The following is a 25,892-nucleotide window of genomic DNA, read 5'->3' on the forward strand; positions in this document are numbered from 1 at the left end:
CGTGCACGACATGCCAAGAGGTTGGTTATGGCTCATCAAGTTGTCGACCCCATGCGCGATCAGGCTTTCGAAGATCGCACCTATCGCAAGGTAATCATACGAATCCTGCCTGTCCTGTTGCTGTGTTACATGGCGGCCTATCTCGACCGGGTGAACATCGGCTTCGCGAAACTGAGCATGCTGGAGGATCTGCAGTTCAGTAATACGGTCTATGCCTTGGGCGCGAGCGTTTTCTTCTGGGGTTACTTTCTGTTTGAAGTACCGAGCAACTTGCTGCTGCATCGATACGGCGCACGGTTCTGGATCGCCCGCATCATGCTGAGCTGGGCCATCATCTCCATGGCTGTCGCATTTACCCAGCCACTTGCCGCGTTCTTCCATGTCGAGTCCAGTACCATGTTTTACGTGCTGCGCTTCCTGCTCGGGATCTGTGAGGCAGGCTTCTTCCCTGGAGTGATTCTTTACCTCAACTACTGGTTCCCGACCCATCGGCAAAGCCGGGTGATGTCTGGTTTCCTGATGGCAATGCCTGTCAGCCTGACGCTGGGCGGCATTTTGTCTGGTTGGCTCATGACCAGCATGGATGGCTGGCACGGTATGGCGGGTTGGCAGTGGATGCTGCTGGTCGAGGGTGTACCGTCGGTGATCATGGCGGCCATCGTTTATTGCTGCTTGTGCGACAACATCGACAAGGCGGCTTGGTTGTCCCAGCAGGAAAAGGAACTGCTCAAAGCCAACTTGAAGCAAGAGGAGTACGGCAAGGTTTCACGCCTCAAAGATGTCTTCTTCAGCCCACGTGTTTGGCTGCTCGTATTCATCCTGCTCACGTTCAACACAGGTTTTTATGGCCTGGCCTTCTGGATGCCCTCGATCATCAAGAGCGCGGGAGTGACCAGCACCCTGGAAATCGGCTTGCTGACCGCCATCCCCTATGGCGTTGCGGTGATCGCCATGTTCCTCAACGCGCGCCACTCCAACCGCACTGGAGAGCGTCGGCTGCATGCCGCGATCCCGGCGTTCATCGGTGGCTGCGGGTTGATCCTGAGTGCTGTTTTTGCACACAACGTTGTCCTTTCAATCGTGTTCCTGACCGTGGCGGCATCCGGGGTGCTTAGCCTGATGCCTATCTTCTGGACGTTGCCGGGCACGGTGCTCTCAGGTGTCGCAGCGGCGGCAGGCATTGGCATGATCAACGCGTTCGGCAACCTGTCCGGTTTCACCGGTTCGATGATTACAGCAGTGGCGGAGAACCTCACCGGCGACATCAACAACGGCACTTATGTCTTGGGCCTGTGCCTGTTCATCAGTGGAGCATTGATCATGGCGATCCCCGCCGCGATGTTGAAGCGGCCCGACTCGCAGCCCCGCGCGCAGTTGAACCTGGAGGCAGCATGAACATCAATCACCGAGCAAGCCCGCGGCATGCCCTGCTGATGTTGGCGCCGTTGCTCGACGAGCACGAAAGTCAGCTCGCCAGGCAGTTCGACTTGGTACGCGCTTTTGATTCGCATGCCTTGGCGGCTGTTCTAGCCGACCGGCCGGAACGTTTCCGTGCGCTGGTGACCAACGGAGTAGTGGGGGCGCCAACCCCTGTCATGCGCGCACTGGTCAACCTGTCATTGATCGCTGTGAACGGTGTGGGCGTTGATTGCATTGATCTGGGCCAGGCGAAAGCCCGCGGCATTCAGGTCGAAACGACAGTCGATATCCTCACGGATGCCGTGGCGGACCAAGCAGTAGCTTTGCTCTTGAGCTTGCTGCGCCAGGTTTGCGTGGCTGACCGCTTCGTTCGGGCGGGCCTGTGGCGCGAGGCCGCATTCCCATTGCTAGGCACCACGTTGCGAGGGCTGCGCGTCGGCATCATAGGTCTCGGCCGTATCGGCCAAGCGATTGCCAGTCGCCTACTGCCGTTCGGAGTCAAGCTGGCGTATCACAATCGCAATGAGCTGCAGGGCTGCAGTTACACCTATTACCCCGACGCTAGCAGCCTGGCCGCGGACAGCGACATTCTTATCCTCGCTGCCGCAGGAGGAAGTGCGACGTCACGCCTGGTCAATGCGCCAGTGCTGGAAGCGCTTGGCGCGAAAGGGGTGATTGTAAACGTGGCGCGGGGAAGCGTGATCGACGAAGTGGAACTGGTTGCTCGCTTGCAGGATGGGCGACTTGCAGGGGCGGCCTTGGACGTGTTCGTAAATGAACCGCAAGTGCCCACCAGCTTGTTTGACCTGGATAACGTAGTGCTTCAGCCGCACATAGGCAGCGCTACTCTGCAGGCTAGGAAGGCTATGGGGGACTACGTCGTTACTGCGATTTGTCGAAGTACACTTTGAAGGAAAGGCAATACGGCAAGCTTGGGCCATTGAACATGACTGCTTGTTCAAATCGATGTCCAGTTTGGGTCGTATAGCGACGGTCATACCTCGACCGTCGCTATACATTTTGAGACCTCTGTTTGCTCCGCCATCTCCAATGCGTCATCGACTTCAACCCTCGCTATGGAGCCGTCTCAGCAGCTACCAGACACATTGAAGACTTGAGTCAGCCCTTGACGGTAAGTCGTGACTTTGAAATCGGGAAAACGCTGCTTGTACTTCGAAGAGTCGAACAGGTTGTCGTGCGCGTACCGTGGCAGCAGCTCCCGCAGCTCACGAACTTGCTTGGATATCAGGCCTACAGCTGTCAGGGTCAATTTGCCTAGAATTTTATAAGTAGCGTCCTTGCCAGAGATCTGAGAAGCCAGCGTGACAAGTTGTTTGTAGGTCAGCCGCTCATCGTCACAGGGCAGGTGCCAGGTTTGCCCGAACGCATCTGGCGTGTTCCCCAGCGCTGCCAGTGCCCGGCTTGCATCCGGCGTCCAGATGAGTGTTCGCTGAGTATCGTCTCGCACAGGGACGCGTGGCGTCTTGCCGGCCTTCATGTTGTCGAGGACCAGGGTATTGGTGATGCTCTGCGTTTTGCCGGGCCCATAGAACTCTGGAGCTCGCCCTATGACCACAGGAATGTCGCCTCGCGCCATCTCCTGCAACACCATCGATGCCATTCGCGCACGAACCTGCCCTTTACGACCGACCGGTTCGAAGGGCGTGTTCTCCGTCAGCAGACGATCATCCTGCGGGTACATATACGTGTTGTCGAAATAGACGAAGCTGGCATCGGATGCGCGAGCCGCATCAAGCGCGTTTCGCAGCATCACTGGAAACTGCGTTTCCCAAAGCTGTGTATCTGGCGGGAGTCCGGCCGTGAAATAAACGATGCTGCTACCCTTTACGGCCTTGGCCGCCTGGCTGGCGTCTAGCAGGTCCGCCGCAGTCAGCGTGTCAGAGTCGCTGACTTTGCGCGGATTACGGCTGACCAGCCTGATATCTTCGGTAAATATCCGGTTCAGTTCCCGTGCCAGCTCTATGGCTATCTGGCCAGTTGCGCCTAAAACGGTTTGCATTTGGTCTCCTGGAAACCTCGGTAGAAGGTTTCTCTCTACTAACTGCGATGATGATGGCCCGTTTACGTATGCCGGGCGCGACGCTGTGGCTGCCGCCCTTGGGCGCGGTTCAGCAAAGTCCATGTAGCCCAGGTACTTACCTTAGGCTTAAAGTAAACTTTAAGGTCAAGTCCTTATCGTAAGAGTAGGCGCGGGATGGCGGGTTGGGCCGATTTGATCAGGCCCACGATTGGAGATCCGTAATGGAAGTTGGCTCTCGGGTGCCCGGGGGGTTAAAGTGAGCTTTAAGGTCAGAACTTCTGTGAAGGTGTGGTATGAGGATTGGAGCGCTTGCGAAAATCACGGGTCTTGCCGCTTCGCGCATCCGTTTCTATGAGGCAAGTGGGCTGATTCAATCAGTTGAGCGAAAGGCCAATGGCTACCGCGACTATTCCGATGATGCCGTCTGGATACTGGAGATGATCACCAGCGCACAGGCAGCAGGGTTTACTCTGGAAGAAATCCGGCACCTGTTGCCGATGAGTTCGCAAGGTTGGCGTCATGACGAGCTACTTTCCGGGTTGAAGCGCAAGGTCGAGGAGATCGAGGTGCTGCAGCAACGCTTGGCTCGCAACAAGGAGCAGTTGCTGATGGTGATCGACGGCATTGAAAGCAAGCCAGACGGCATGCCGTGCGTAGACAACACCCAACGGGTGCTTGGCCGTCTGCGCGAAGACATCGCTTTGAACAAGGTGGGCGCTTCACCTGCCAAGTGAAGCATGCCAGCGTCTGATGCGGAGCAGGGCGCCGGCCCAGGGGCCGGCGCTGATAGAGCGTTCAGTTACCGCTATTCAATGCTGCCAGCGGCTTTGGAGCATAGAGGGCGCTCTGGAATTCGGGCACGTATTCGTATTTCACCATCTTGCCCAACTTCAAAGAACGGATGTAGGTCGACAGGCTACCGTCGCCGAGCACCAGGTGAGCCGAGTCAGCGCTCATGCTCGATCCATGACGGGTCTGCCGAGACGTCGCATAGCCATAACTCAGCTGTCCAGCGTGATCGAGGTTGGTGAAGCTGTTAGTCACCAAGCCGGCTTCACTGGATACGTCCTCGAGCTTTTTTGCCCTAAAGACGACGTCAATGTTGCCAGTCTGCGCGTCGACGATGTCATAGGACACGGTCGCGGCGTCCTCTCGGCGGTTGATCTCTGTCAGCCATTTCGGCAGGTTGTAGCCCACTACGCCACGGACACGGGCAAGCTCGGTATTCACCGGCAATTTGAGCACGTAGCCCCAGAAGTCCTTGGACATGGATTGTCCGATCAAGCTGAATGGCCCGAGATTGGACTTTCCTGGTTTGTTGGTGATGATCGACAAGGCAATTTCGTTGTAGCTGTCGTTGTCGCAATAATCGTAGGTGTAAGCCGTGAACGCTACCAGGCCGCGGCCTGGCCATACCTGCAGGGGTTGAACCTGCTTGAGTACTTCGGCAGGCATCAGCTCGCGCAGGCGATCGAGGTCTGCGGTGTAAACGGCTGTAAACCGGCTGTTCTTGTAGTAGAAGTTGGGCGAGTACGACTCGAAGCCCATATCGACCTTGGTCTTTTCCAGGCCTTTGAACCAACTGAGGTCCATGCCTGGCGCTTCGGCCTGGATCACCGACAGGGGAGGGTTGGAGCGGTATCGGTCGTACAAACCGCCTTTGACGACGGGTACCTGGTGGCCTGCGATCTCTATCATCGCGGTTTCGGCATGTTTGGGGATGCCGGTCGTGTCCGCCAGGGTGGCGTTGGCGATGGGTGTCAGGAGTGCACCTGCCACTGCGGCGACGGTTCCGAGTTTCACTTTTCAGTCTCTCCGGTGAATTGCATCACGCATTGATGAATGCGACCAGGCATCTCGCTTGGCGCCGAACTAGGTGGACCTTACACACGCACCTTAACTTTCAACTTAACTTTAATGTCAAGGCGCTGTTGGTGGGCTTTATCCGCCACTGGACCTGCTGTCATGGCCGGGGGCGCAAGGTGTAGGCGAGGGCTAAATCAGCCAGTTTTCCGAAAGGTGCCCGGAGCAGCCTTGGCAAGTTCCAACGACCTTGCACGAACACGCCCTTGGCATGACTCATCGAGCGAAAACCTTCGATACCGTGGTAAGCCCCCATGCCACTGGGACCCACGCCGCCGAACGGCAGGTCGTCCACCGCGACGTGCATCAGGGTGTTGTTGATGCCGACGTTGCCGGAGGTGGTGCACCTGAGCAGCGCTTCGCTGTCGGCCCCCACATTGCCGAAGTAGTAGAGCGCTAGCGGACGTGGCCTGGCATTGATATGGCCGATCGCTTCGTCGAGGGAGCGGTAGGTACGCACGGGTAGCAAAGGCCCGAAGATTTCTTCGTGCATGACCCGTGCATCGTCACCAGCCCCCACGATCAGCACCGGAGCCAGTGTTCGCGGTCGCTCTGCTGCGCGCTCTGGCGTCACGCCAGTCTCGATCACCTTGGCGCCCCTGGTGCGGGCGTCTTCGACCAGCGACTGCAACCGCGTGTAGTGCCTGTCGCTGACGATGGAGGTGTAGTCCGGGCTGGTCGGGCCTTGCGGATAACTACGGGCGACAGCCGCGCGGTACTGGGAGATGAACTCATCCAGGTCATCCTCATGGACCAGCGCGTAGTCCGGTGCCACGCAGGTCTGGCCGGCGTTGGCCAGTTTGCCGAAGACGATGCTGTCGAGGGTGTTGCGTCCGGCATGCCCAGGGGCCACGAACACAGGGCTTTTACCGCCCAGTTCAAGGGTCAGCGGCACCAGGTTGTCACTAGCCGCCCGCATCACCATCCGGCCAACCTGGGTACTGCCGGTGAACAATAGGTGGTCGAAGGGGAGAGCGCTGAAACTTGCGCCTATCTCAGGGCCGCCGAGTATCACCGCCACCTCTTCGACGGTAAAACTGCCCGCCAGAATGCGCTGAATCAGCTCACTGGTGCGTGGCGTCAGTTCGGAGGGCTTGATCATCACCCGATTGCCAGCCGCCAGTGCGGTGGCCAGGGGGATGAAGGTCAACGCTATTGGGTAGTTCCACGGCGCCATGACGCCGATCACGCCTTTGGGCTGGTACTCCACATGCGCGCGGCCAGTGCGGTGAAACGCCGCGACGTGACGACGCTCGGGTTTCATGAAACGGCGCAGGTGCCGCAGCAGGTAGTCGATCGACTGGACCACGCCAAGCAGTTCCATGATGTCTGTCTCATACCTTGAGCGGTTGCCGAAATCGGCGCTGATCGCTTCTTCCACGTCGCGGCGATGGGCAAGCAACGCCGCGCGCAACTTGATCAAGTTGGCTTTGCGTAGCTCAACGCTGGGTGGCCCGTCATTGAGAAACGCACCCCGCTGCTGTTCCAGCATGGTTGCGGCGTCGATAGCCGGGATGGACGTTGCGGCGATAGTCATCTTGCACCTCTCAAGGTTATTGCAATGTAGACACTGTAAACTTGATTTGCGCCGATCATAGGAAGACAATGTTTTCACTGTCAACATGAGGGGAGCAGCCGTATGTCATCCGATGAAATTTGCGAAGCAAAGCCCTACCACCATGGCGATTTGCGTCGCACCATCATCGACACTGCTTTGGCGACCCTGAAAGAACAGCAAGGCTGGCAATTCACCTTGCGCGAAATAGCCCGGCGAGCCCAGGTGAGCCATTCGGCGCCATATCGGCATTTTCCGGACAAGGTGGCGCTGCTCCACGAGTTGGCGCTACTGGGCTTCGAGCGATTGAATGCGGCGATGCAAGACGCGATGGGGCCAGCAATGTCAGCACCAGAGCGCTTGCGGGCGATGGCCTACGCCTACCTGGCGTTTGGCGAGGAAAATCCGGATTTGTACCGGTTGATGTTTTCGACACAGGCGGGAGACCCCGCGCAGATCCATGTCGACCCCCGGGCCCAGGCACCGTTCTCCTTGGTGATCGAGGTGCTGGAGCGGGGTCAGGAGGAGGGTACTATTCGCGCCCGTTCTGCCTTGGGACAGGCTACCGCAAGCTGGGCGCACCTTCACGGGTTGACCCTGCTTTCGATCGATAGCCGGTTGGTGCCGGCGAAAGTCGGCGACCATGCCATCGAGGATGCCTTGACGACCTTGCTTGACGGTTTGGTCAGTGATCAGACGGCTCGATGACCTGCGACTCTACAGAGAACTGCTCGCCCGTATGAAGGCGATGCTTGGCCCAACCACCTAGGATCAGGTACTCAGGCATGACCAAACGCATCCTGCACGTCGTTACCAACGTTGCCCATTACAGCGACCCAAGTCATCCCACGGGGTTGTGGTTGAGTGAGCTGACGCATGCCTGGCATGTGTTCGCTGGCAGAGGTTACGAACAGCACTTGGTGAGCCCGCAGGGTGGAAAATCCCCACTCGAGCCGCGTTCGCTCAAGTGGCCATTGCTCGATGGCACGGCCAAAGCCTGGTTGAACGACCCGGCGGCAATGGCACGTCTTGGCAACACCTCAAGTCCGCAAGCGTTAGTGTCATCAGACTTCGACGCCATCTATTTCACCGGTGGCCATGCGGTGATGTGGGACTTCCCTGAAGACGAGGGTTTGCAGCGGCTGACCCGCGAGATCTACGAGCAGGGTGGCGTCGTTTCTTCGGTTTGCCATGGGTATTGCGGGCTGCTCAATACTCGGCTGTCTGATGGCCGTCTCCTGGTAGAGGGGCGTCGTCTGACGGGCTATGCCTGGATCGAAGAAGTGCTGGCGGGCGTTGCGAGCAAGGTCCCATACAATGCCGAGCAAGAGATGAAGCGCCGTGGGGCGCGCTACGAGAAAGCACTCTTGCCATTCACTTCCCATGTGGTTGTCGATGGCCGCTTGGTGACAGGCCAGAACCCACAATCCGCCAAAGCAACTGCCGAGCAGGTAGCTGCACTGCTCCAGCGGAAGGCTGCGTGAGATCCCTCGCTTAACGAGAGGCGCGACGTCTTCGCCATAGAGTGGTACGGCTGACACTTCGGTGATTCGGCACAGGCTGTTGTAGGAGCGGGTTCACCCGCGAAAGGACCAGGCCTGCCGGCAATTTCCACCAGCCGTTCACTGTTGCCGCCGCCACCCCATGCGGGTAAACCCGCTCCTTGCCGGCGACCGCGCACGCCTTTCAGATGTTGAGCAAGACAGTTGCTCTCACAGCGGGGCGGGTAAGCCTCGCGATGCCAAAGATCACGGTTCAGCAAAGTTCAGTTACAAACATGTAAACTTCGTAAATAAGATTTACTCGCATTTGCGATTCTCTATATTTATCAACCCTGTTGGCCGCCAGACTGAGTGTGCGGGGCCGGTGGGCGAGGGCTCCCGGTTTCCGACAGGGATGTGCCTTTTCGCTCATGAATCGCAGGAGATGTACCCATGCAGTGCAGAACTTCACCCAACAGCCTGGCCCTGGCGTTCGTCGCGCTGGCGTCGCCGGCCATGATGGCGACCGCGGCAGAGTCCGAGGAGCGACGTGCGGGTGAGGTACTGGAAGTGCCCGTCGCCGACAACGCACTGGTGATCCAGGACACCCTGATCACCGCCGAGCGCGAGGCGCGACAGGCCCTGGGCACGTCGATCATCACCGCCGAAGACATCAAACGCCACCCGCCGGCCAATGACCTTTCCGACATCATCCGCCGCGAGCCCGGGGTTAACCTGACCGGCAACAGTGCCAGTGGCGCACGCGGAAACAACCGCCAGATCGACCTGCGCGGCATGGGCCCGGAAAACACGCTGATCCTCATCGACGGCAAGCCATCCAGCGCGCGCAACGCCGTGCGCTATGGCTGGAACGGTGACCGTGATACTCGGGGTGAAACCAACTGGGTGCCGGCCGAAGCGGTCGAGCGCATCGAGATCTTGCGTGGCCCGGCCGCCGCACGCTACGGCTCCGGCGCCATGGGCGGGGTGGTCAACATCATCACCAAGCGCCCTTCCGACGAGTTGAAAGGCAGCGTCAGCCTGTACACGCAGCTGCCCGAAGACAGCGCAGAAGGCGCCAGCCGCCGAGCCAACTTCAACCTCGGTGGCGGCCTGACCGATAACCTGGGTTTCCGCCTGTACGGTGGCCTGGCCAAGACTGACGCCGACGATCTGGACATCAACGCCGGGCATGCCACCAGCGCCCTGGTAGCGGGGCGGGAGGGGGTGCGCAACAAGGACATCAACGGCCTACTGAGCTGGAAACTGAACGACGAGCACCGCCTGGAAGCCAGTGCCGGCTACAGCCGTCAGGGCAACATTTTTGCGGGTGATACCATGAACAGCAACGGCGGCGGCGACGTCGACTTCGTCTCCAGCCTCTACGGCCACGAAACCAACGTGATGCAGCGCAGTACTTACGACCTGACCCACCTCGGTGATTTCACCTGGGGTACCAGCAAGACCACGCTGGCCTACGAGTACGTGCGCAACTGGCGCCTGAACGAGGGCCTGGCAGGCCGCACCGAAGGTGCCCCCAACGACGAAGGTGGGGCCATGTCACGTTTGCGCAACACACGTCTGAGCAGTGAAGTGAACCTGCCGTTCGCCATGGGCAGCACAGAACATGTGCTTACCGTGGGTGGCGAGTACCTGTACGAAACCCTCAACGACCAAGGTTCGTTGCGCCCGCAAAGCTCCGACCCCACCAACAATGACGGCCTTGTCGGCTTCGATCGCAGCAGCTCGAAGATGACCGCACGCAGCTATGCGCTGTTTGTCGAAGACAACATCATCGTTGGCGACACCACCATTACGCCGGGCCTGCGTTTCGACCACCACGAAACCTTCGGTGACAACTTCAGCCCCAGCCTGAACCTGTCGCACAAGCTGACCGCAGCGCTGTCGGTAAAAGGCGGCATCGCCCGTGCCTACAAGGTTCCGAACCTGTACCAGTCCAACCCCAACTACCTGCTGTACAGCCGCGGTAACGGCTGCAGTGTGCAACAGACCAACAACGGTGGCTGCTACCTGCAGGGCAACGCCGACCTCAAGCCAGAGATCAGCGTCAACAAGGAAATCGGCCTGTTGTACGACCGTGGCACCTGGCGCACCAGTGCCACCTACTTCCGCAACGACTACAAGAACAAGATCATCGGTGATACCGATGTGCTTTACACCATCGGTACCGGCAGCCGCGTGACGCAGTGGGACAACGCCGGCAAAGCGCGGGTGGAAGGTGTCGAAGGCAACTTCTTCATCGAGTTGACTCCGACCCTGGACTGGAACACCAACCTGACCTGGATGCTCGACAACGATAATCGTGAAACGGGTGAGCCGCTCTCGGTGATCCCGGAATACACCGTCAACACCAGCCTCGACTGGCGCGCCACCGAGCAGCTGTCATTCCAGCTGGCAGGTACCTACTTCGGCAAGCAGAAATCACCGACCTACAACTACCGCACCCAGCAGGACTACGACAAGACCGCCCAGCAGGACGTCGAGGCCTATGGCCTGGTGGACGTGAGCGCCGGGTACAGGTTCAATGCCAACTACGATGTGCGTGTAGGTGTGAACAACGTGTTCGACAAGCAGATCCTGCGTGGCGGCAATGCCAGCAGCTCGGGGGCAAACACGTATAACCAGCCGGGCAGGGCGGTGTTTGCTGCGCTGAATATCAGCTTCTGATCCCATGGGCCGCCATGCGGCCCAATCGCCGGTAAATCAGGTCGCGGATGGCAGACGTCATTGTTGCAGCCAAAAGCCCCGCATCGTGCTAAACCATGCACCCCAGCCCGCTGCGAGAAATGCCTGGTGAAAGCCGTCCGCCTGACCCTGATCTGCCATGCCCTGACCCAGGCCCAGAAGACCGGGCGCCTGCACCATTCTGACGATGGCATCCTGCCGCTAGAGCAAGAGTCAGGCGCCGACCGTTCAGGCGCGCAGTTACTGAGTGCGCCAGAGCGGCGGGCCTGCGAGACGGCGGCGTGGTTAACGGGGGCGGTACAGATCGAGCCGGGATTGGCCGATTGTGATCTCGGGCGTTGGCAGGGTTTGTCGCTGAAGCAGCTGCAAGCCGAGCAACCGCAGGCGTTGGCAGAATGGCTGCAGGATCCGGCCAGTGCCGTGCATGGTGGCGAGTCGTTCGCTGCGCTATGCCAGCGCCTGGCCGCCTGGCTGGCGGCCTTCGACAGGCCGGGTGACTGGCTGGCGGTGACTCACCCGATGGTCATACGCGCCATGCTGGTAGAGGTGCTCGGGTGTCCGATGATTGCCGGGCAGCGTATCGACGTGCTGCCCTTGTCACGCCTGGAACTGAGCTTTACCGGGCAGTGGCGGTTGCGCCTGGGCTAAGGCTCAGAACGCCAGCTTGTAACCGATCAGCAGCAGCATGGCTGCCAGGCAAGGGCGCAGCACGCGGTCGGAGATTCGCCCGGTGAGGTGGCTACCCAGATAGATGCCTGGCAGCGAGCCCAGCAGCAAGTAGCCCAGCAGCGACCAATCCATGTTGCCCATGCCGGCGTGGCCCAGGCCTGCGACCAAGGTCAGTGGCACGGCGTGGGCAATTTCGGTACCGACCAGGCGACGGGTGACCAGGAACGGGTACAGCAGGAACAGCGCCACCGTACCCAGGGCGCCGGCCCCGATGGAGGTGAGGGTGACCATTACCCCAAGCACCACGCCGGTCAGCACTGTGAGGGTGTTCAGGCTGCGGTCGCTGAGGTGGTAGTGATCACCGGCATGGCGGCTGGCGAAGGCCTGCAGGCGCGATTTGAACAGGATGGCCAGCGCGGTCAGGATCAGCACCACCGCCAGGCCTTGCTTGATGATGGCGTTGAGCGCCGAGGTGTCGGCGTGCAGGGTGCTGAGGAACCACAGGGTCAGCGCCGCTGCGGGCACGCTGCCCATGCTGAGCAGGCCGGTGATCTTCCAGTCGATGTTCTTGTTGCGTGCGTGGACCCAGACGCCACTGGCCTTGGTGATGGCTGCATACAGCAGGTCGGTGCCGACAGCGGTCGCTGGGTGGATGCCGAACCATAACAGGATCGGGGTCATCAGCGAGCCGCCACCGACGCCGGTCATACCGACGATGAAGCCCACGAACAGGCCAGCAATGGTGAAACCGAAAGAACCTACATCCATACGCTACTCGACTGCCCAACTTTGCCCGTTATCGGATGCCAGTCAGCATATAGATTTTTTTATAGCCAAATAGACTTGTTCGTTATTAGGTTATAACCGCGCATGCCTGGCAGGCGCACCCGATCAACGATCGGTCATCACCACCATGACATGGGCATCGCCACCGTCATCGCTTTCCGACAGGTAGATGTGCCCCACCTGGCTGTCGAAATACGCCGTCTCCTGCGGTCCGATGCTTACCGCTTCTCCGGTCTCGAACTCGATGCGCACGCGTCCGCTCAGCACCAGAGCGAACTCTTGCCCGGGGTGGCGGATAAAATCGTCGAACTGGCCGCGCTCGCGGGCAATGATGCGGGCATAGGCCGGTGTCATGCGCCGCCCGGGGAAGTCCCCGGCAATCGGGTAGTAGTCATAGGTGCCGGTCGAATAGCCCGCCGCCGCTGGCAGTGAATCGACCACCACGGTCACCGGCACAGGCGCACTGACCGTTCCACTGGCGCGAAACAGCTGGGCAATATCGACATTCAGCGCCCGCGCAGCAGCGGCGAGTTTTTCATAGCTGACCGACACCTGCGCCAGTTCCATCTTCGACAACGTGGACAGCGGCACGCCACTGGCCTCGGACAATTGCTTGAGGGTCATCTGGCGCGCCTTGCGCACCTGGCGCAGGCGCTGGCCCACTACTGCACGGTCAAGCTGGGGTAGAGCTGAGGGCATTCAGGGATCTCGGCATGCGGCGTTGGTCGGGCATCTTACCTTGGACACTTGCGCATTTCTAAATTCTCATATATTAGAATTCTCATAAATGATAATTGTCTGGCAGGAACGTGCATGACCCCGACCTACGACACCCTGATCATCGGTGCTGGCATTGCCGGCGCCTCACTGGGCTATCGCCTGGCCGTGGCCGGCCAGCAGCGTGTGCTGTTGCTCGAGCGTGAATCGCAGCCTGGCTACCACTCCACAGGGCGTTCGGCGGCCATGTTCATGGAGGCTTACGGCACCCCACAGATCCAGGCGCTGACCCGCGCCAGCCGGGCCTTCTACGAAGCGCCACCGCAGGGCTTCTGCGAGCACCCGCTGCTGGAGCCGCGAGGCTGTCTGTATGTGGCCGGCCTGGAGCAGCGTGAACTGCTTGAGCAAACTTACGCGCAGAACCTGGCCAATGGCACAGAAGTCAGCCTGCTTGACCGGGACGCGGCCTTGGCACAGGTACCCAGCTTGCGTGGCGAAGCCCTGGCCGGCGCGGTGCTTGAGCCGGGTGCGATGGACCTTGATGTACATGCCTTGCACCAAGGCTTCTTGCGTGGTTATCGCACTGCTGGCGGTGAACTGCGCTGTAACGCCGAGCTCATCCAGGCCAGATACCTGGACGGCGTGTGGCAGGTGGAGTTGGCCGATGGCAGCCGGCTGCAGGCCCGCCGCCTGGTCAATGCTGCTGGGGCCTGGGCGGACCGTGTGGCCGAGCAGTGCGGGGTGGCGCGCATCGGCTTGCAACCGTGCCGCCGTAGCGCCTTCACCTTCCCCGGCCCGGCGGAACAGGACTTTACCGGCTGGCCTGCGGTGATTGGCGTCGATGAAAGCTTCTACTTCAAGCCGGATGCCGGCCAACTGTTGGGGTCGCCAGCCAATGCCGACCCGGTTGAACCACAGGATGCCGCGCCTGAGGAGTTGGACGTGGCCATGGGTATCTACAACATTGAAGCCATGACCACCCTGGCGATCCGCCGACCCAGCCACACCTGGGCCGGGCTGCGTTCGTTCGTTGCCGATGGCGACCTGGTGATCGGTTTCGATGCGCATGTCCCCGCGTTTTTCTGGCTGGCGGCCCAGGGAGGCTATGGCATCCAGTCGGCAGCGGGCGCCTCGCGCCTGGCCGCCGACCTGCTGCTGGGCCAGCCCTTGTGTCCCGACCTTGTCAGCCAGGGAGTGGCGCCCGAGCGCCTGTCCCCGGCCCGTTTCCAGCAACCCTGAAAGGAGCATCCCATGAGCAATGACATTCAGCGTTTCCCCAGTAGCCTGCCGTTCCCGTTTTCCCGCGCGGTAAAGGCCGGTGGCTTTCTGTTCCTTTCCGGACAGGTGCCGATGAGCACCGACGGCGAAGTGGTGCGCGGTGATATCCAGACCCAGACACGTGCTGCCTGCGAGCGTATCGCCGAAAGCCTGGCGGCCTGTGGTGCGCGTTTCGACCAGGTGGTAAAGGTCACGGTCTGGCTGTCGGACATGCGCCATTTCGCCGGCTTCAACGAGGTGTACAAGGCGTTCTTCGGCGCGGCGCTACCAGTGCGCTCCACCGTCGCTTCGGCGTTGGCCCTGGGCGTGGATGTGGAGATCGAGGTGCAGGCGTTCGTCGGCGACGCCTGACCGGGCAAAGAGCCCGTGTAGAGGCGACCGTGTGTCGCGCTGTGCTGCAAGGCCGCCCCTACGACAGGTATGCGACGGCAATGACAAAACAACAATAAATCCAGAGGTTCACATGCAAGAGCAGCTGAAGATTGCCGGCGCATTTGTCGGCGTGATCGTGGGGGCGGGGTTCGCTTCAGGGCGGGAACTGTTGTTGTTCTTTGTCGATTTCGGCGTGTGGGGGTTGGCTGGCGCGTTGGTCAGCGCCGCCTTGTTCACCTTCCTCGGCATGGCGTTGGCGGGGCTGGGCAATCGCCAGCAGGCCACCTCGCACAAGGATGTGATCCTGGCCATCTGCGGCCGCCACCTGGGCATGTTCGTCGACTGGTTGATCACCTTTTTCATGTTCGCCGTCACCGTGGTCATGCTGGCCGGTGGTGGTGCATTGCTGGAGCAGCAGTTCGGCATCCCGGCCCTGACCGGCAGCGTGCTGGTGACGCTGGTGGTGGTCGGCATCGTGTGTCTGGACGTGCGCAGGATGATTCTTGCGATCGGCGCCATCACCCCCTTGCTGATCCTGGTGGCGTCGGCGATAGCGCTGTATGCCGTGATCACCCGCGAGCAGAGCTTTGCTGCGCTCGATCAGGTGGCCAGCCAGCAACAGGCCGGCACCCGCCACTGGTTGCTGGGTGCGTTCCTGTATGTGTCGTATAACATCGTCGCGGGCGCGCCGATCCTGGCCATTCTGGGCGGTTCGGCCAAGGGCGAGAAAGCGGCGGTGTGGGGAGGCCTGCTCGGTGGTGCGGCGTTAGGTGGCCTGATGCTGGTGATGAGTGCCGGGCTGCTGTCGCGCCTGGACAGTGTGGCCGACCAGCCGATGCCAATGCTGTCGATTGCCAACGAAGTGTCACCACTGCTGGGGCTGGTGATGTGCCTGATCATCTTCGGCATGATCGTCAACACCGCGGTGGGCACGCTGTTTTCCTTCCTCTCGCGGCTGTTGCCGGCGGGCACGACGACGTTCCGCTGGGGCTCGGTGGTGACCGGGGTGGTGGCGTTCGGCTGTAGCCTGGTGGGGTTCATCAACCTGGTGGGTGAGGTGTACCCGTTCTTCGGTTACCTGGGCTTTGTGCTGATGACGGCGGTATTGCTGGCCTGGGTACGGCGGGGCAGGGCTGCGAAGGCGGTGGCTGCATAAGGGGCTGGTACAGGCGACAACAGGCATAGGCCGTTGCCGCCTGAACCCGGCGTTTAAATCCTGAAGCTGCCCACCAACTGCTTCAAACGCCCAGCCTGCTGGGCCAGCTGATCGCAATGGCGCAGGGTCTCGTTGAGGTTCTCCACCCCCTGCTGGTTCAGGGCGTTGATCTGGGTGATGTCCAGGTTGAGGCTCTCGACCACGGCGGTCTGTTCTTCGGTCGCTGTCGCCACCGACTGGTTCATGCCATCGATTTCGCCAATGCGCTGGGTCACGCTGGCCAGGCGTTCGCCGGCCTGGTTGGCCACCTGCACGGTCTGCTCGCTGGAGACCTGGCTGGTGTTCATGGTATGCACCGCTTCGCGCGAGCCTACCTGCAGGCTGGTGATCATGCGGTGGATTTCTTCCGCCGACTCCTGGGTACGGTGCGCCAGGTTACGCACCTCGTCGGCTACCACGGCAAAGCCACGGCCGGCTTCACCCGCACGGGCCGCTTCAATGGCCGCGTTCAGTGCCAGCAGGTTGGTCTGCTGAGAAATGCCCTTGATCACGTCGAGGATCTTGCCGATTTCGTCGGTGCTGGCGTTGAGCGTTTCGATCTGCGCGCACGACTCGCTGATCCGTTGCGACAGGGCAGTCATGGCGCTGATGGCTTCTTCAACCACTTCACGGCCACCGTGCGCCTGTTCGCTGGCACCGCTGGCATGTTGCGAAGCATCTGCGGCGTTGCGGGCGATTTCCTGGGTGGCGGCGCCCAGTTCGTTGATGGCCGCAGCGACGCTGTTGGTGCGCATGCTCTGTTCTTCAGAGCCGTTGATCGACGCATTGGACGCGCTGACCACTTTCTCCGAAAGGTCATGTACCAGGCGGGTGGCCGAGGACACTTCGCTGATCGAGGCATGGATGCGCTCGACAAAGCGGTTGAACGAGGTAGCCAGTTCGCCGAACTCGTCCTTGTTCTGCACGGCCAGGCGGCGGGTAAGGTCACCTTCGCCTTCGGCGATGTCGCGCATGGCGCGGCCCATGGTGGTCAGCGGGCTCATCAGCACCGGAATCAGCAGGCCGAGCAGGCCGGCAATGGCGGCCACGGCGATCAGCATGGCAATGATCGCCGAGGTGCGAAACTGGCTGAGCGCGGCATAGGCCTTGTCCCTGTCGATCGACAGGCCGATGTACCATTGCGCCGAAGGCAGGCCGGCCACCGGAGCGAACGAGATGATGCGGTCCTGGCCGTCGAGGGTGACATCCTGCATGCCGGCGGCGACCCGCAGGTTGCTGCCTGGGTAGATGTCCTTGAGGTTCTTCATCACCTGGTCTTTATTGGGGCTGACGATCACCTGGCCATTGGCGTCGGCCAGGAAAGCGTGACCGATGCCACCGAAGTCGACCGAGTTGATGATCTCGACGAGGGTGTCGAGGGTCACGTCACCGCCGACCACACCGATCAGTTCGCCATTGCTCTTGTTCTTCACCGGCGTGGCGATGGTCACCATCAGGCCACCGACTGCACCCTGGTACGGGGCGGTCAGCACGGTCTGCCCGGCGTTGGCGGCGGCGCCATACCAAGGGCGCTGGCGCGGGTCGTAACCGGCGGGCATCTGGGCATCCGGGCGCTGGGTGAATTCGCCGTTGGCCTGGCCCAGGTAGGTGAACAGGAAATTACGCGTGTAGGACGGCTGCTCGATCAGCCCTGCCAGGGTGTCGCCGGCGCCTTGCTGGCCGATGTCCTGGGCCAGGTTCTCCAGCACCAGAATGCGCCCGCTCATCCAGTTCTGCACGCTGCTGGCGGTCAGCGCACCGGACTGTTGTACCGAGGCTTCGATGTTCTGGCGGATGGTGTTGCGTTGCAGGTAGTCGTTGTAGAGCGTGAACAGGGCAAATGCCAAAACCACGACGCCGCAGGCGCTGAGCAGGATCTTGTGGCGAAATTTCAGGTTCATGTTTCGAGACCTTGAGCCAATGAGGGGAGGGCGCAGCGCGCTCATGACGCGATGCGGGGCCTGTCGACCGAGATATCGGCTCAAGGGGTAAAAGATTGAAGTGCTTAGAGAAAATTCTTACAGACGTTTCGACGGACGGCAGTCACCGGTCAGCCAGCTGTTCGATCAGCAGGCGTGCGGCCTGCTGCAGCGGCTGTTGTTTGCGCCACAGGATATGTACGGGCAGTTGCAACTCGTTGCGCGTATTGCGGAAAGCCAGGCGTACCAGGCGGCCGCTGGCCAACAGCGGCGCGACCCGCGACAACGGTAGATCACCCCAGCCCAGGCCAGCTTCCACCATCTGCAAAGCCAGGTCGAAGCTGTCGCTGGACCAGTGCGTGGCGCCGATCAGCGGGCGAGGGTCAGCCAGCGGCAGGTCGCGGCTGCGCACCAGAATCTGACGCACCTGGGTCAAGTCCTCGAGGTAGTGGATACGCCCCTCACGCAAGGCCGGGTGGCCCGGCGACAAGGTGGCTACCAGCGACTCCATGCCGATGTGCTGAAAGCCGCGGCGGGCATCGACCTGCAGGCCGGCAAAGGCTACGCAGAGGTCGGCACGGCCACTGTCCAGCAAGTGCAGGGCTTCTTCCTGCGGGGCGCTGAGCAGGGCAATGTCCAGCAACGGGTGGCGCTCGCCGAGACTGGTGATGGCCGCCAGCAGCGGACGGTGATCAATGTCAGGTACCACAGCCAGGGTCAGGCTGCTCTCGAGCCCTTGGGACAGCTCCAGGGCATGAACCTGCAGCAGCCCCAGTTGTTCGGCAATCAGTCTGGCGTGTGGCTCCAGGGCCATGGCCTGTGCGGTTGGGCGAACTTCTCGCGGGCCACGTTCGAACAGGTTGTAGCCAAGTTCTGCCTCAAGGTTGCCAATGGCCATGCTTACGGCTGAAGGCACCCGCTTGAGGGCGCGCGCCGCGGAAGAAAACGAGCCGTGGTCGAGCACGGTCAGAAACAGCTGGACGTTGTCGCTGGAAAAGTTCATGGCAGCCTCCTGTCAGCAGATCTGATAGCTGCTGACTTTTGCTGTCAAGTACGTTGAAGCATGATCGCCCCCTTCGCTTTTTGTCTTTGGAGGGAACCCTGGGTGCAGGGATTGAAACGCAAGCTGGTCTACGTGACTTTCTATGAACTGATCGGGCTGTGCATGTCGACCCTCGGGCTGGCCTACCTGTCAGATACGCAGGCGTCGCATACCGGGCCGCTGGCGGTGATGATCACCACCATCGCCATGCTCTGGAACCTGATCTACAACACCCTGTTCGAGTACTGGGAGCGCCGCCAGGCCAAGCGTGGACGCAGCGTGGCGCGGCGTGTGGTGCATGCCATCGGCTTCCAGTTGACCCTGGTGGTGTACTTGATTCCGCTGATTGCCTGGTGGCTGGGCATGACATTGCTGGAGGCGCTGCTGGTGGATATGGCGTTCATCATACTGGTGCCGTGCTACACCTTTGCCTACAACTGGGCGTTTGATCGGGTGTTTGGCTTGCCAAGCTCTGCCCTGGCCACAACTTGACACAGCCTTGCGCGGCGAAGAGGCCGGTACAGGTTGCCACTAAGGTGGCAGGCGAATGATCAAAGGCGCCTGCTGCTCTACCTGCTGCTCCACCGGCCGCGGTGCACTGGCCAGCAAGCTGTCCTCAACCTGTCCCGACAGGTAATAGACCCCGGCCATGGTCCCGCTCTGGCGGTTCTCCATCAACTCCTGCCATTCCTGGTTCAATGCCACGTTGAGGATCACCCGCAGCTGTTCGACCATCTGCGGGTGGTCACGGTCATGGGTCATCATCCCGTAACCGGCCGTAGCAATTGAAATCATCGCCCCTGCCACCTTGCCCACTGCCGATGCCACCGCACTGGCGATACCGCGTGGGGCCAGGCTGGCGCCGAGCTTTTCGCTGGCCTGGGTGGCCACCGAGTTCAGTCCGACATCGGTCCTGCCAGGGCCTTTGCTGGCCTGCTGATGCAAGTGCTGGCGCATCGCTTGCCAAGCCGGTTGCTGGTCCAGTGACTTGGCCCGCAGCAGCTGATACAGGCTGGCATTGCGCGTATCCGGTGGCCCCAGGGCGATGGCGGGGATACGGTTGAGACGCTGGCTGAATTGTTCCGGCGGCGCGTTGTAGCGGCGGATGATGGCCGGCAGTTGCTGGCCGAGCAGTTGCAGGTACAGCTCGCAGGCGCGGTCGCGGATGCCCTCGGGGTTGATCTGCTCGGCCACCGGCTCGATCACCCGCGCGCGATACTGCTCCTGCAGGTACAGGGCCAGGCGTTTTTCTGCCGGTTCCCGACCCTTGCCGCTGTCGAGCTTGTACCAGGCCACCTTGAGGGTGAGCCATTGCTGGGTCCAGTAGCCCGTGAACCAGGGAATGAAGTCGCGCTCGGTGCGTTGTTGCACCTGCTCCTTCCAGACCCGCATGGAGCGACGGGCATAGTCGTTGGCCGAGCCGGCGGCGCCGGCCGAGGCGTCGATCAGTTCCTGATCGATGCGTTGCCAGGCCGCAGGGGTGAGTATTGTGGGCGGCGGCGGGGCAGGGGGGCGCTTGCTGGCACAACCGCCGAGGGCCAGCAGAAGGCATAGCAGCAGGAGGATTCGAGAGCTCACGCGACCGCCTCCCTGGTAGAGGCTGGGCTGGTTCTCGCAGTATAGGGTGGGGTTATCGGGGCTGCTGTGCAGCCCATCGCCCGCCCAGCATCGCTGCAAAGGGTTGCGTGAGCGCGGCCTGGGTGGGAGCGATCGCGTCAGCCTGGTCGGGTTATTCCAGGTCCAGCTTTTCTTCCAGGCGGTCAAGGTGCCTGTGCATCAATCCCAAGGCCGCCTCGGCATCACCTTGCTCCACGGCATCGATGATCGCCGCATGCTCTTCCCACGCACAATGATCGCAGCACGGCGATTCGTAGCGAGCGATGATCAGCGAGGTCATCGGCACCAGCCCATTGAGAAACCGCGCCAGCGGCGCATTGGCCGCCACCTGCGCCAGTTTCAGGTGGAACTCGCCGCCCAGGCGGATCGCCGCGCAGCGTTCGCCACGCTCATGGTGCTGGCGCTCGCGCTCCACCAGTTGCCGTAGCTGGCGTACCTGCACCGGCCGGGCGCGTTGCGCGGCCAGGGTGATCAGCGTGGTTTCGGCCAGACGCCGGGCACTCAGCACCTGGCGTGCCTGGTCTGGGTCAGGCGCGGCCAGATGTGCGGTGTGACTGGGGCGCTGTACCACCACCTGCTGGTCGGACAGGCGCCCGAGCACGCGGCGGATCACCGTGCGGCTGACACCAAATGCATGGCCCAGCGCCTGTTCGGGCAACAGGCTGCCCGGTGGCAGGCGCTGTTCGAGAATGGCGTCGAACAGCCGCGGGTAAATCTGCTCGGCCGACAGACGGGTTTCGCCGGCCGCGAGCAGGGCAGGCAAGTGGGGGACGGCGTTCATGGTCACTCTCCTGAGGTCATGGATGCGGATGTTCGTCCGGGATATTCAGCGCAATGCCCATGCGCAGCCCTTCGGCCACGATGTGCTGACGCATCTGGGCACTGGCCTGGGCGCTGTTGCGTTCGCGAATGGCGCGCACCACCGCTTCGTTCTCCTTCAGTCGCGCGGCCAGGTGCTCTGGCGAGTTGCGCAGCATGTCGGCGCTTTGCTTCAGCGCATTCCCGGTCTGCTGCACCACGCTCTGGAAGATCGGGTTGGTGGTCAGGGCAAACAGCGCTTCATGGAAGGCAATGTAGGCTTTGACCCCGGCTTCGCTGTCATCGGCCTCCAGCGCTTCGCGCATGTCCATCAGGGTCAGGCGCAGCTGGCCGATGTCCTGGCTGTTGGCCGATTGCGCCACCAGGCCGACGATGAACGGTTCGAGTGTGTAGCGCAGTTCCAGTACGTCGGCCAGGCTGGCCGCAGCACTGACTTCCCCACCCGACGCCTGGGCATCGGCATCCAGCACCAATACGCCCTTGCCTGGCAACGAGCGCACCAGGCCCAGTGTTTCCAGCACGGTTACCGCTTCGCGCAGGCTGGGGCGGCTGATGCCCAGTTGTTCGGCCAGTTCGCGCTGGCCTGGCAGCATGTCGCCGGTGCGCCATTGGCCGCGGGCCAGGGCCTGGCGGAGCTTTTCGACCACTGAGTTGACGACGGTTGATGAGCTGATCACGTTTCGCTCCTGGAAGGGCCGGCGTCAATGCCGGCCACGTTCGCTCAGAATTCCTGTTGATGGGCGGTGGGTTGCTTGCGGGGTGTGTGGGCAAAGCCAGGCTTGCCGTCGAGCACGTTCTGCGCGCGCTCCAGGTCAATGTCCTTCTCCCAACGGGCAATGGCCACGGTGGCCACGCAGTTGCCGATCAGGTTGGTCAACGCCCGGCCGATACCCATGAACCAGTCCACCGCCAGCACCAGTACCAGGCCTACCACAGGGATCGCCGGTACCGCAGTCAGGGTGGCGGCAAGAATCACCAGTGCCGAGCCTGGGATGCCGTGAGCCCCCTTGGATGTCACCAGCGACACCAGCAGGATGGTCAGCAGGTCGGTCATTTCCAGTGGCGTGCCGGTGGCGTTGGCGATGAACACGATCGCCAGGGTCAGGTAGATGGAGAAACCATCGAGGTTGAACGAGTAACCTGTGGGGATCACCAGGCCGACCGTGGAACTGCCGATGCCCAGGTGCTCAAGCTTGCGCATGATCTGTGGCAGCACGGCGTCGGAAGAGGCAGTGCCCAGGACGATGGTCAGCTCTTCACGCAGATACTTGATCAACGGCAGCAGTTTAAGGCCCGACAAGCGCATGACGGTGCCCAGCACGATCAGCACGAAGCCGGCACAGGTGAGGTAGAACAGCGCCACCAGCCCGCCCAGGTGCTGCAGCGACTCCAGGCCATACTTGCTGGTGGTGAAGGCGATGGCGCCGAACACGCCGATCGGCGCCAGGCGCACGATCATGCCCATGATGCGGAAGATCACATGGCTCAGTTCATTGATCAGTCGCGAGATGCCGGCGGCTGAGTCACCCACCAGGTTCAGCGCGCTGCCGAACAGCACCGAGAACAGCAGCACCTGAAGAATGTTGTTGTCGGCGAAGGCACCGATCACCGAGGTGGGGATCAGGTCCATGAAGAACGCCGTGGCGCCGTGGATGTGCTGGCCGCGCTCGGCCAAGCCGTTGGCATCGGCGGCGGACAGTTGATCCAGATGAATATTGGCACCGCTGCCAATGCCACTGCTGAAGGCGAACACCAGGCCGATCACCAGCGCCAGGGTCGTCAGTACTTCGAAGTAGATCACCGACTTCAGGCCGATGCGCCCGACCTTTTTCAGGTCGCCCGCACCCGAAATGCCGCTGACCACCACGCAGAACACGATCAGGCCGATGAGCATCTTGATCAGCTTGATGAAGCCGTCGCCGAGGGGTTTGAGTTGCAGGGAGAGGTCGGGGAAGCTCAGACCGCAGGCGATGCCAAGGGCAAGGCCGAGTACGACTTGCAGGAAAATCGAACGCGAGCACCATTTGAGCATGGGAGGAGTCTCTGATCGGTGTCCTTGCTTCGGTAGCCGCACGGGGCGAAAGAGCGCAGGACTTAATTATTGTGGTCTTACCGGTTTGTTCAGCGCGAGGCCATAAAAGCGCGAAAAATCCCTGATTGCAAGGATTTTTGGCCTTACCGGTCTGACCAGTTGTGGGGCAATCCGGCCTGCCATGCTCTAGTTCGGTGCGTGCCGTGAAAGTGGGCGCGTGAAATAGCTCAGGGCTTGGCCAGTGCCTGGTCGACTGCTGCAATCAGCTTGCCAAGATCTTTAGGCGGGGCGTTGTGGATGACGCCGAACAGGTAGGCGCGCTGCTCCTCTTCGTCGTCCGGTTCTGCGAAGAAGTCCTTGGGCTTGACGCCCAGCACCTGGGCAAACGCCATGATTGCATCAATGCTGGGGGTGTAGGTGCTGGTTTCGAAACGGCTGATGGTCTTGGGGTCGAAGCCGGTCCGTTCGGCCAGTTGTGCCTGGGTCAGCCCCGCCAGCTTGCGGTAGCGGCGCAGGGCGATACCCAAAGCTGATCTCGTCATCGCTTAATTCCCATTTAGAATCAAGAACTTAACGATATCTATCAATGTGGCGCAACGCCATGATCGATCACCTTTGTTTTATTTATGTGATGAATTTCGTAGAATTCATGGCCTGACCGGTTAGTCATCGTCCTCTTCCTTGTACCGTTCGGCCTCGTGCCTCAATGGCGGGAAGCGCTTTTGCCCATTGGAACTGATCGCCATGAATCGGTTCCGGCGGCCGTCGATGAACTGGGTACCGGCTTGTCATTGAATGGAGTCTCATCGTGCGCCTCAACTTGCCGGTAACCCCGGTCGAGCAACGTTTCCCCCCTCATCAGCGGCTGATTTCTGCTACCGATACCGCCAGCCTGATCACCTACTGCAACCCTGAGTTTGCCGCCATCAGTGGCTACAGCGAGGCCGAACTGATCGGCAGCCCGCACAACCTGGTGCGCCACCCGGACATGCCGCCAGCGGTGTACGAGTTGATGTGGCGCTACCTGAAAGCCGGCAAGAGCTGGATGGGTATCGTCAAGAACCGCTGCCGTAACGGCGACTACTACTGGGTCAATGCTTACGTCACGCCCATCCTCGAAGGTGGGCGGGTTGTGGGTTACGAGTCGGTGCGCGTATGCCCCACGCGGGAGCAAGTCGCCCGTGCCGAAGCGCTGTATGCGCGGCTGCGAAATGGTCAGGCGGCATTGTCGGCGCCGCGCCGGCTGAGCTTGCTGATGCAGGCCTTGGCCTTGCCACTGGCCGGCGGGCTGCTGGCGGTGGGCGCCAACCAACTGTGGCCCGGCCTGGTGGGGCAGGGGCTGACCCTGGGTCTGTTCGTGGCCTGTGGCCTGTGGGCGCGCAACGCCCTCGGGCGGCAGCTACAGCAGATTGTGCGGGGCGCCGACGGTGCCTTCGCCGACCCGGTTGCAGCCTTGACCTACAGCGACCTGACGGGTGCTGCCGGGCAGTTGCAACTGATGCTGATCAGCGAAGAGGCACGTCTGAAAACCGCCTTGACGCGGCTAAGCGACCTGGCCGGGCAAATGGCCGTGGCTGCTCGCGATGCCGGGCAGTTGTCGCGCAGCACCGAGGCGGCATTGCTGGAGCAGCGCGCCGAAACCGACCTGAGCGCCACCGCAATGAACCAGATGACCGCCTCCATCGGCGAAGTGGCCAACCACGTGCAGTTGACCGCTGCCGAGGCACACACGGCCCACCTGCTGGCCGAACAAGGTAGCCAGGTAGCCGATGCCAGCGGTGCGGCCATTCGTAACTTGGCCAGCACTGTGACGCAGATCAACCAGGCGGTCAGTCACCTGGCTGGTCAGACCGGCGCCATCGCCGAGGCAGCCGGGATGATCCGTGGCATTGCCGAGCAGACCAACCTGCTGGCCCTCAACGCCGCCATCGAGGCAGCCCGTGCGGGCGAGCAGGGCCGCGGCTTTGCCGTGGTCGCCGACGAGGTGCGGGCACTGGCCGACAAGACCCGCCAGTCCACCCTGCACATCCAGGCCATCATCGATGCCCTGCGCAGTGGCGCCGAGGAAGCCGTGGCGATCGCCAGCCGCGGCATCGACGGTGCCGAGCAAGGCGTTGCCCAGGTCCAGGAGGCCCGGCAAGCGCTGCATGGCATTCGTGATGCGGTGCAGCGCATCAGCAATATGAGCCAGCAGATGGCCGCCGCCTCGCAGCAACAGTCGACGGTGGCAGAAGACGTTTCGCGACAGATCAACGGCGTAGCCGGTATTGCCCAGCACAGCGCCCACAGTGCCAACGCCGCCGCTTCGCGCGGCACCGAACTGGAACATGTATGTGCCGGATTGCGCGCCCTGGTGGAGCGCTTCAACCGCTAAGGCAGGA

The 25,892-nt window shown here is 61.5% G+C and carries 24 protein-coding genes; 12 read left to right on the forward strand and 12 right to left on the reverse strand.

Annotated features, from left to right (window positions below; translation table 11 throughout):
• The first annotated feature begins 27 nt into the window (after positions 1 to 27).
• Both J3A98_RS06500 and J3A98_RS06505 read left to right on the forward strand, forming a co-directional pair.
• Positions 28 to 1,395 (forward strand): MFS transporter, encoded by a 1,368-nt coding sequence (locus tag J3A98_RS06500; RefSeq protein WP_209964835.1) that lies wholly within the window; start codon positions 28 to 30, stop codon positions 1,393 to 1,395.
• Positions 1,392 to 2,330, forward strand: coding sequence for a 2-hydroxyacid dehydrogenase (locus J3A98_RS06505; protein WP_209964837.1), 939 nt, complete (start codon positions 1,392 to 1,394; stop codon positions 2,328 to 2,330). The genes J3A98_RS06500 and J3A98_RS06505 overlap by 4 nt, the downstream gene beginning before the upstream one ends.
• Before the next feature lie 176 nt (positions 2,331 to 2,506).
• On the opposite strand, the gene J3A98_RS06510 is transcribed toward J3A98_RS06505, so the two are convergent.
• Positions 2,507 to 3,439 (reverse strand): NAD-dependent epimerase/dehydratase family protein, encoded by a 933-nt coding sequence (locus tag J3A98_RS06510; protein WP_209964839.1) that lies wholly within the window; start codon positions 3,437 to 3,439, stop codon positions 2,507 to 2,509.
• A 314-nt stretch (positions 3,440 to 3,753) separates the two neighbouring features.
• Here J3A98_RS06510 and J3A98_RS06515 point away from each other — a divergent pair, with 314 nt between their 5' ends.
• Entirely contained in the window at positions 3,754 to 4,194 is a 441-nt protein-coding gene (locus tag J3A98_RS06515; RefSeq protein WP_021785530.1) for a MerR family transcriptional regulator, read from the forward strand.
• 61 nt (positions 4,195 to 4,255) lie between these two features.
• Here J3A98_RS06515 and J3A98_RS06520 read toward each other — a convergent pair whose 3' ends face one another.
• A complete protein-coding gene (locus tag J3A98_RS06520) occupies positions 4,256 to 5,158 on the reverse strand; it encodes an acetoacetate decarboxylase (ADC) (RefSeq protein WP_245355216.1) in 903 nt (300 codons plus the stop codon).
• A gap of 265 nt (positions 5,159 to 5,423) precedes the next feature.
• Positions 5,424 to 6,860, reverse strand: coding sequence for a coniferyl aldehyde dehydrogenase (locus J3A98_RS06525; RefSeq protein WP_209964844.1), 1,437 nt, complete (start codon positions 6,858 to 6,860; stop codon positions 5,424 to 5,426).
• 102 nt (positions 6,861 to 6,962) lie between these two features.
• Here J3A98_RS06525 and J3A98_RS06530 point away from each other — a divergent pair, with 102 nt between their 5' ends.
• The 4 genes from J3A98_RS06530 to J3A98_RS06545 all read left to right on the forward strand — a co-directional run bounded on the left by J3A98_RS06530 (position 6,963) and on the right by J3A98_RS06545 (position 11,713).
• A complete protein-coding gene (locus tag J3A98_RS06530; RefSeq protein WP_209964846.1) occupies positions 6,963 to 7,586 on the forward strand; it encodes a TetR/AcrR family transcriptional regulator in 624 nt (207 codons plus the stop codon).
• Between the two features lie 77 nt (positions 7,587 to 7,663).
• Entirely contained in the window at positions 7,664 to 8,362 is a 699-nt protein-coding gene (locus J3A98_RS06535) for a type 1 glutamine amidotransferase domain-containing protein (protein WP_176683972.1), read from the forward strand.
• Between the two features lie 450 nt (positions 8,363 to 8,812).
• Complete coding sequence (locus J3A98_RS06540) at positions 8,813 to 11,047, forward strand: TonB-dependent siderophore receptor (protein ID WP_209964848.1); 2,235 nt, start codon at positions 8,813 to 8,815, stop codon at positions 11,045 to 11,047.
• A 126-nt stretch (positions 11,048 to 11,173) separates the two neighbouring features.
• Positions 11,174 to 11,713, forward strand: a complete 540-nt coding sequence (locus J3A98_RS06545) for a histidine phosphatase family protein (RefSeq protein WP_209964850.1) — start codon at positions 11,174 to 11,176, stop codon at positions 11,711 to 11,713.
• A 3-nt stretch (positions 11,714 to 11,716) separates the two neighbouring features.
• Here the strand turns inward: J3A98_RS06545 and J3A98_RS06550 are convergent, their stop codons facing one another.
• A complete protein-coding gene (locus J3A98_RS06550; RefSeq protein ID WP_176683969.1) occupies positions 11,717 to 12,502 on the reverse strand; it encodes a sulfite exporter TauE/SafE family protein in 786 nt (261 codons plus the stop codon).
• Between the two features lie 123 nt (positions 12,503 to 12,625).
• Positions 12,626 to 13,219, reverse strand: coding sequence for an XRE family transcriptional regulator (locus J3A98_RS06555; protein ID WP_176683968.1), 594 nt, complete (start codon positions 13,217 to 13,219; stop codon positions 12,626 to 12,628).
• Between the two features lie 114 nt (positions 13,220 to 13,333).
• On the opposite strand from J3A98_RS06555, the gene J3A98_RS06560 reads away from it, so the two are divergent.
• From J3A98_RS06560 to J3A98_RS06570, 3 genes are all read left to right on the forward strand, one after another.
• A complete protein-coding gene (locus tag J3A98_RS06560; RefSeq protein WP_209964852.1) occupies positions 13,334 to 14,476 on the forward strand; it encodes an FAD-dependent oxidoreductase in 1,143 nt (380 codons plus the stop codon).
• A gap of 12 nt (positions 14,477 to 14,488) precedes the next feature.
• Positions 14,489 to 14,866 (forward strand): RidA family protein, encoded by a 378-nt coding sequence (locus tag J3A98_RS06565; protein ID WP_176683966.1) that lies wholly within the window; start codon positions 14,489 to 14,491, stop codon positions 14,864 to 14,866.
• Positions 14,867 to 14,978: 112 nt separating this feature from the next.
• A complete protein-coding gene (locus J3A98_RS06570; RefSeq protein ID WP_176683965.1) occupies positions 14,979 to 16,043 on the forward strand; it encodes a hypothetical protein in 1,065 nt (354 codons plus the stop codon).
• Positions 16,044 to 16,096: 53 nt separating this feature from the next.
• On the opposite strand, the gene mcpA is transcribed toward J3A98_RS06570, so the two are convergent.
• Complete coding sequence (mcpA, locus tag J3A98_RS06575) at positions 16,097 to 17,983, reverse strand: methyl-accepting chemotaxis protein McpA (RefSeq protein ID WP_209964854.1); 1,887 nt, start codon at positions 17,981 to 17,983, stop codon at positions 16,097 to 16,099.
• A 142-nt stretch (positions 17,984 to 18,125) separates the two neighbouring features.
• Positions 18,126 to 19,004 (reverse strand): LysR family transcriptional regulator, encoded by an 879-nt coding sequence (locus tag J3A98_RS06580; RefSeq protein WP_209964855.1) that lies wholly within the window; start codon positions 19,002 to 19,004, stop codon positions 18,126 to 18,128.
• 102 nt (positions 19,005 to 19,106) lie between these two features.
• Here J3A98_RS06580 and J3A98_RS06585 point away from each other — a divergent pair, with 102 nt between their 5' ends.
• Positions 19,107 to 19,535, forward strand: coding sequence for a PACE efflux transporter (locus J3A98_RS06585; RefSeq protein ID WP_176683962.1), 429 nt, complete (start codon positions 19,107 to 19,109; stop codon positions 19,533 to 19,535).
• Between the two features lie 39 nt (positions 19,536 to 19,574).
• On the opposite strand, the gene J3A98_RS06590 is transcribed toward J3A98_RS06585, so the two are convergent.
• From J3A98_RS06590 to J3A98_RS06610, 5 genes are all read right to left on the reverse strand, one after another.
• Positions 19,575 to 20,621, reverse strand: a complete 1,047-nt coding sequence (locus J3A98_RS06590) for a hypothetical protein (RefSeq protein WP_176683961.1) — start codon at positions 20,619 to 20,621, stop codon at positions 19,575 to 19,577.
• A 151-nt stretch (positions 20,622 to 20,772) separates the two neighbouring features.
• The gene (locus J3A98_RS06595; RefSeq protein WP_176683960.1) at positions 20,773 to 21,441 is read right to left on the reverse strand and encodes a GntR family transcriptional regulator; all 669 of its coding nucleotides are present in this window, start codon (positions 21,439 to 21,441) and stop codon (positions 20,773 to 20,775) included.
• 16 nt (positions 21,442 to 21,457) lie between these two features.
• On the reverse strand, positions 21,458 to 22,156 hold the full coding sequence (locus J3A98_RS06600; RefSeq protein WP_209964857.1) for an FCD domain-containing protein: 699 nt from the start codon (positions 22,154 to 22,156) through the stop codon (positions 21,458 to 21,460).
• A gap of 44 nt (positions 22,157 to 22,200) precedes the next feature.
• Positions 22,201 to 23,511, reverse strand: coding sequence for a C4-dicarboxylate transporter DctA (locus J3A98_RS06605; protein ID WP_209964859.1), 1,311 nt, complete (start codon positions 23,509 to 23,511; stop codon positions 22,201 to 22,203).
• A gap of 227 nt (positions 23,512 to 23,738) precedes the next feature.
• Positions 23,739 to 24,053: a helix-turn-helix transcriptional regulator gene (locus tag J3A98_RS06610; protein WP_003250216.1), complete on the reverse strand. Its 315-nt coding sequence runs from the start codon at positions 24,051 to 24,053 to the stop codon at positions 23,739 to 23,741.
• 266 nt (positions 24,054 to 24,319) lie between these two features.
• Here J3A98_RS06610 and J3A98_RS06615 point away from each other — a divergent pair, with 266 nt between their 5' ends.
• Positions 24,320 to 25,885 carry a PAS domain-containing methyl-accepting chemotaxis protein gene (locus tag J3A98_RS06615; RefSeq protein ID WP_209964861.1) on the forward strand — a complete coding sequence of 522 codons (1,566 nt, stop codon included), beginning with the start codon at positions 24,320 to 24,322 and terminating at the stop codon, positions 25,883 to 25,885.
• Positions 25,886 to 25,892: the final 7 nt, after the last annotated feature.

Origin of the sequence: Pseudomonas sp. BP6 (assembly GCF_017875935.1) — a bacterium.
GTDB lineage: Bacteria > Pseudomonadota > Gammaproteobacteria > Pseudomonadales > Pseudomonadaceae > Aquipseudomonas > Aquipseudomonas putida_Y.

Excerpts from the sequence above, each read along its gene's own strand:
- J3A98_RS06500 (WP_209964835.1), top strand. The coding sequence starts at position 28 with ATGGCTCATCAAGTTGTCGACCCCATGCGCGATCAGGCTTTCGAAGAT.
- J3A98_RS06505 (WP_209964837.1), top strand. The coding sequence starts at position 1,392 with ATGAACATCAATCACCGAGCAAGCCCGCGGCATGCCCTGCTGATGTTG.
- J3A98_RS06510 (WP_209964839.1), bottom strand. The coding sequence starts at position 3,439 with ATGCAAACCGTTTTAGGCGCAACTGGCCAGATAGCCATAGAGCTGGCA.
- J3A98_RS06515 (WP_021785530.1), top strand. The coding sequence starts at position 3,754 with ATGAGGATTGGAGCGCTTGCGAAAATCACGGGTCTTGCCGCTTCGCGC.
- J3A98_RS06520 (WP_245355216.1), bottom strand. The coding sequence starts at position 5,158 with ATGATAGAGATCGCAGGCCACCAGGTACCCGTCGTCAAAGGCGGTTTG.
- J3A98_RS06525 (WP_209964844.1), bottom strand. The coding sequence starts at position 6,860 with ATGACTATCGCCGCAACGTCCATCCCGGCTATCGACGCCGCAACCATG.
- J3A98_RS06530 (WP_209964846.1), top strand. The coding sequence starts at position 6,963 with ATGTCATCCGATGAAATTTGCGAAGCAAAGCCCTACCACCATGGCGAT.
- J3A98_RS06535 (WP_176683972.1), top strand. The coding sequence starts at position 7,664 with ATGACCAAACGCATCCTGCACGTCGTTACCAACGTTGCCCATTACAGC.
- J3A98_RS06540 (WP_209964848.1), top strand. The coding sequence starts at position 8,813 with ATGCAGTGCAGAACTTCACCCAACAGCCTGGCCCTGGCGTTCGTCGCG.
- J3A98_RS06550 (WP_176683969.1), bottom strand. The coding sequence starts at position 12,502 with ATGGATGTAGGTTCTTTCGGTTTCACCATTGCTGGCCTGTTCGTGGGC.
- J3A98_RS06555 (WP_176683968.1), bottom strand. The coding sequence starts at position 13,219 with ATGCCCTCAGCTCTACCCCAGCTTGACCGTGCAGTAGTGGGCCAGCGC.
- J3A98_RS06560 (WP_209964852.1), top strand. The coding sequence starts at position 13,334 with ATGACCCCGACCTACGACACCCTGATCATCGGTGCTGGCATTGCCGGC.
- J3A98_RS06565 (WP_176683966.1), top strand. The coding sequence starts at position 14,489 with ATGAGCAATGACATTCAGCGTTTCCCCAGTAGCCTGCCGTTCCCGTTT.
- J3A98_RS06570 (WP_176683965.1), top strand. The coding sequence starts at position 14,979 with ATGCAAGAGCAGCTGAAGATTGCCGGCGCATTTGTCGGCGTGATCGTG.
- mcpA (WP_209964854.1), bottom strand. The coding sequence starts at position 17,983 with ATGAACCTGAAATTTCGCCACAAGATCCTGCTCAGCGCCTGCGGCGTC.
- J3A98_RS06580 (WP_209964855.1), bottom strand. The coding sequence starts at position 19,004 with ATGAACTTTTCCAGCGACAACGTCCAGCTGTTTCTGACCGTGCTCGAC.
- J3A98_RS06595 (WP_176683960.1), bottom strand. The coding sequence starts at position 21,441 with ATGAACGCCGTCCCCCACTTGCCTGCCCTGCTCGCGGCCGGCGAAACC.
- J3A98_RS06605 (WP_209964859.1), bottom strand. The coding sequence starts at position 23,511 with ATGCTCAAATGGTGCTCGCGTTCGATTTTCCTGCAAGTCGTACTCGGC.
- J3A98_RS06610 (WP_003250216.1), bottom strand. The coding sequence starts at position 24,053 with ATGACGAGATCAGCTTTGGGTATCGCCCTGCGCCGCTACCGCAAGCTG.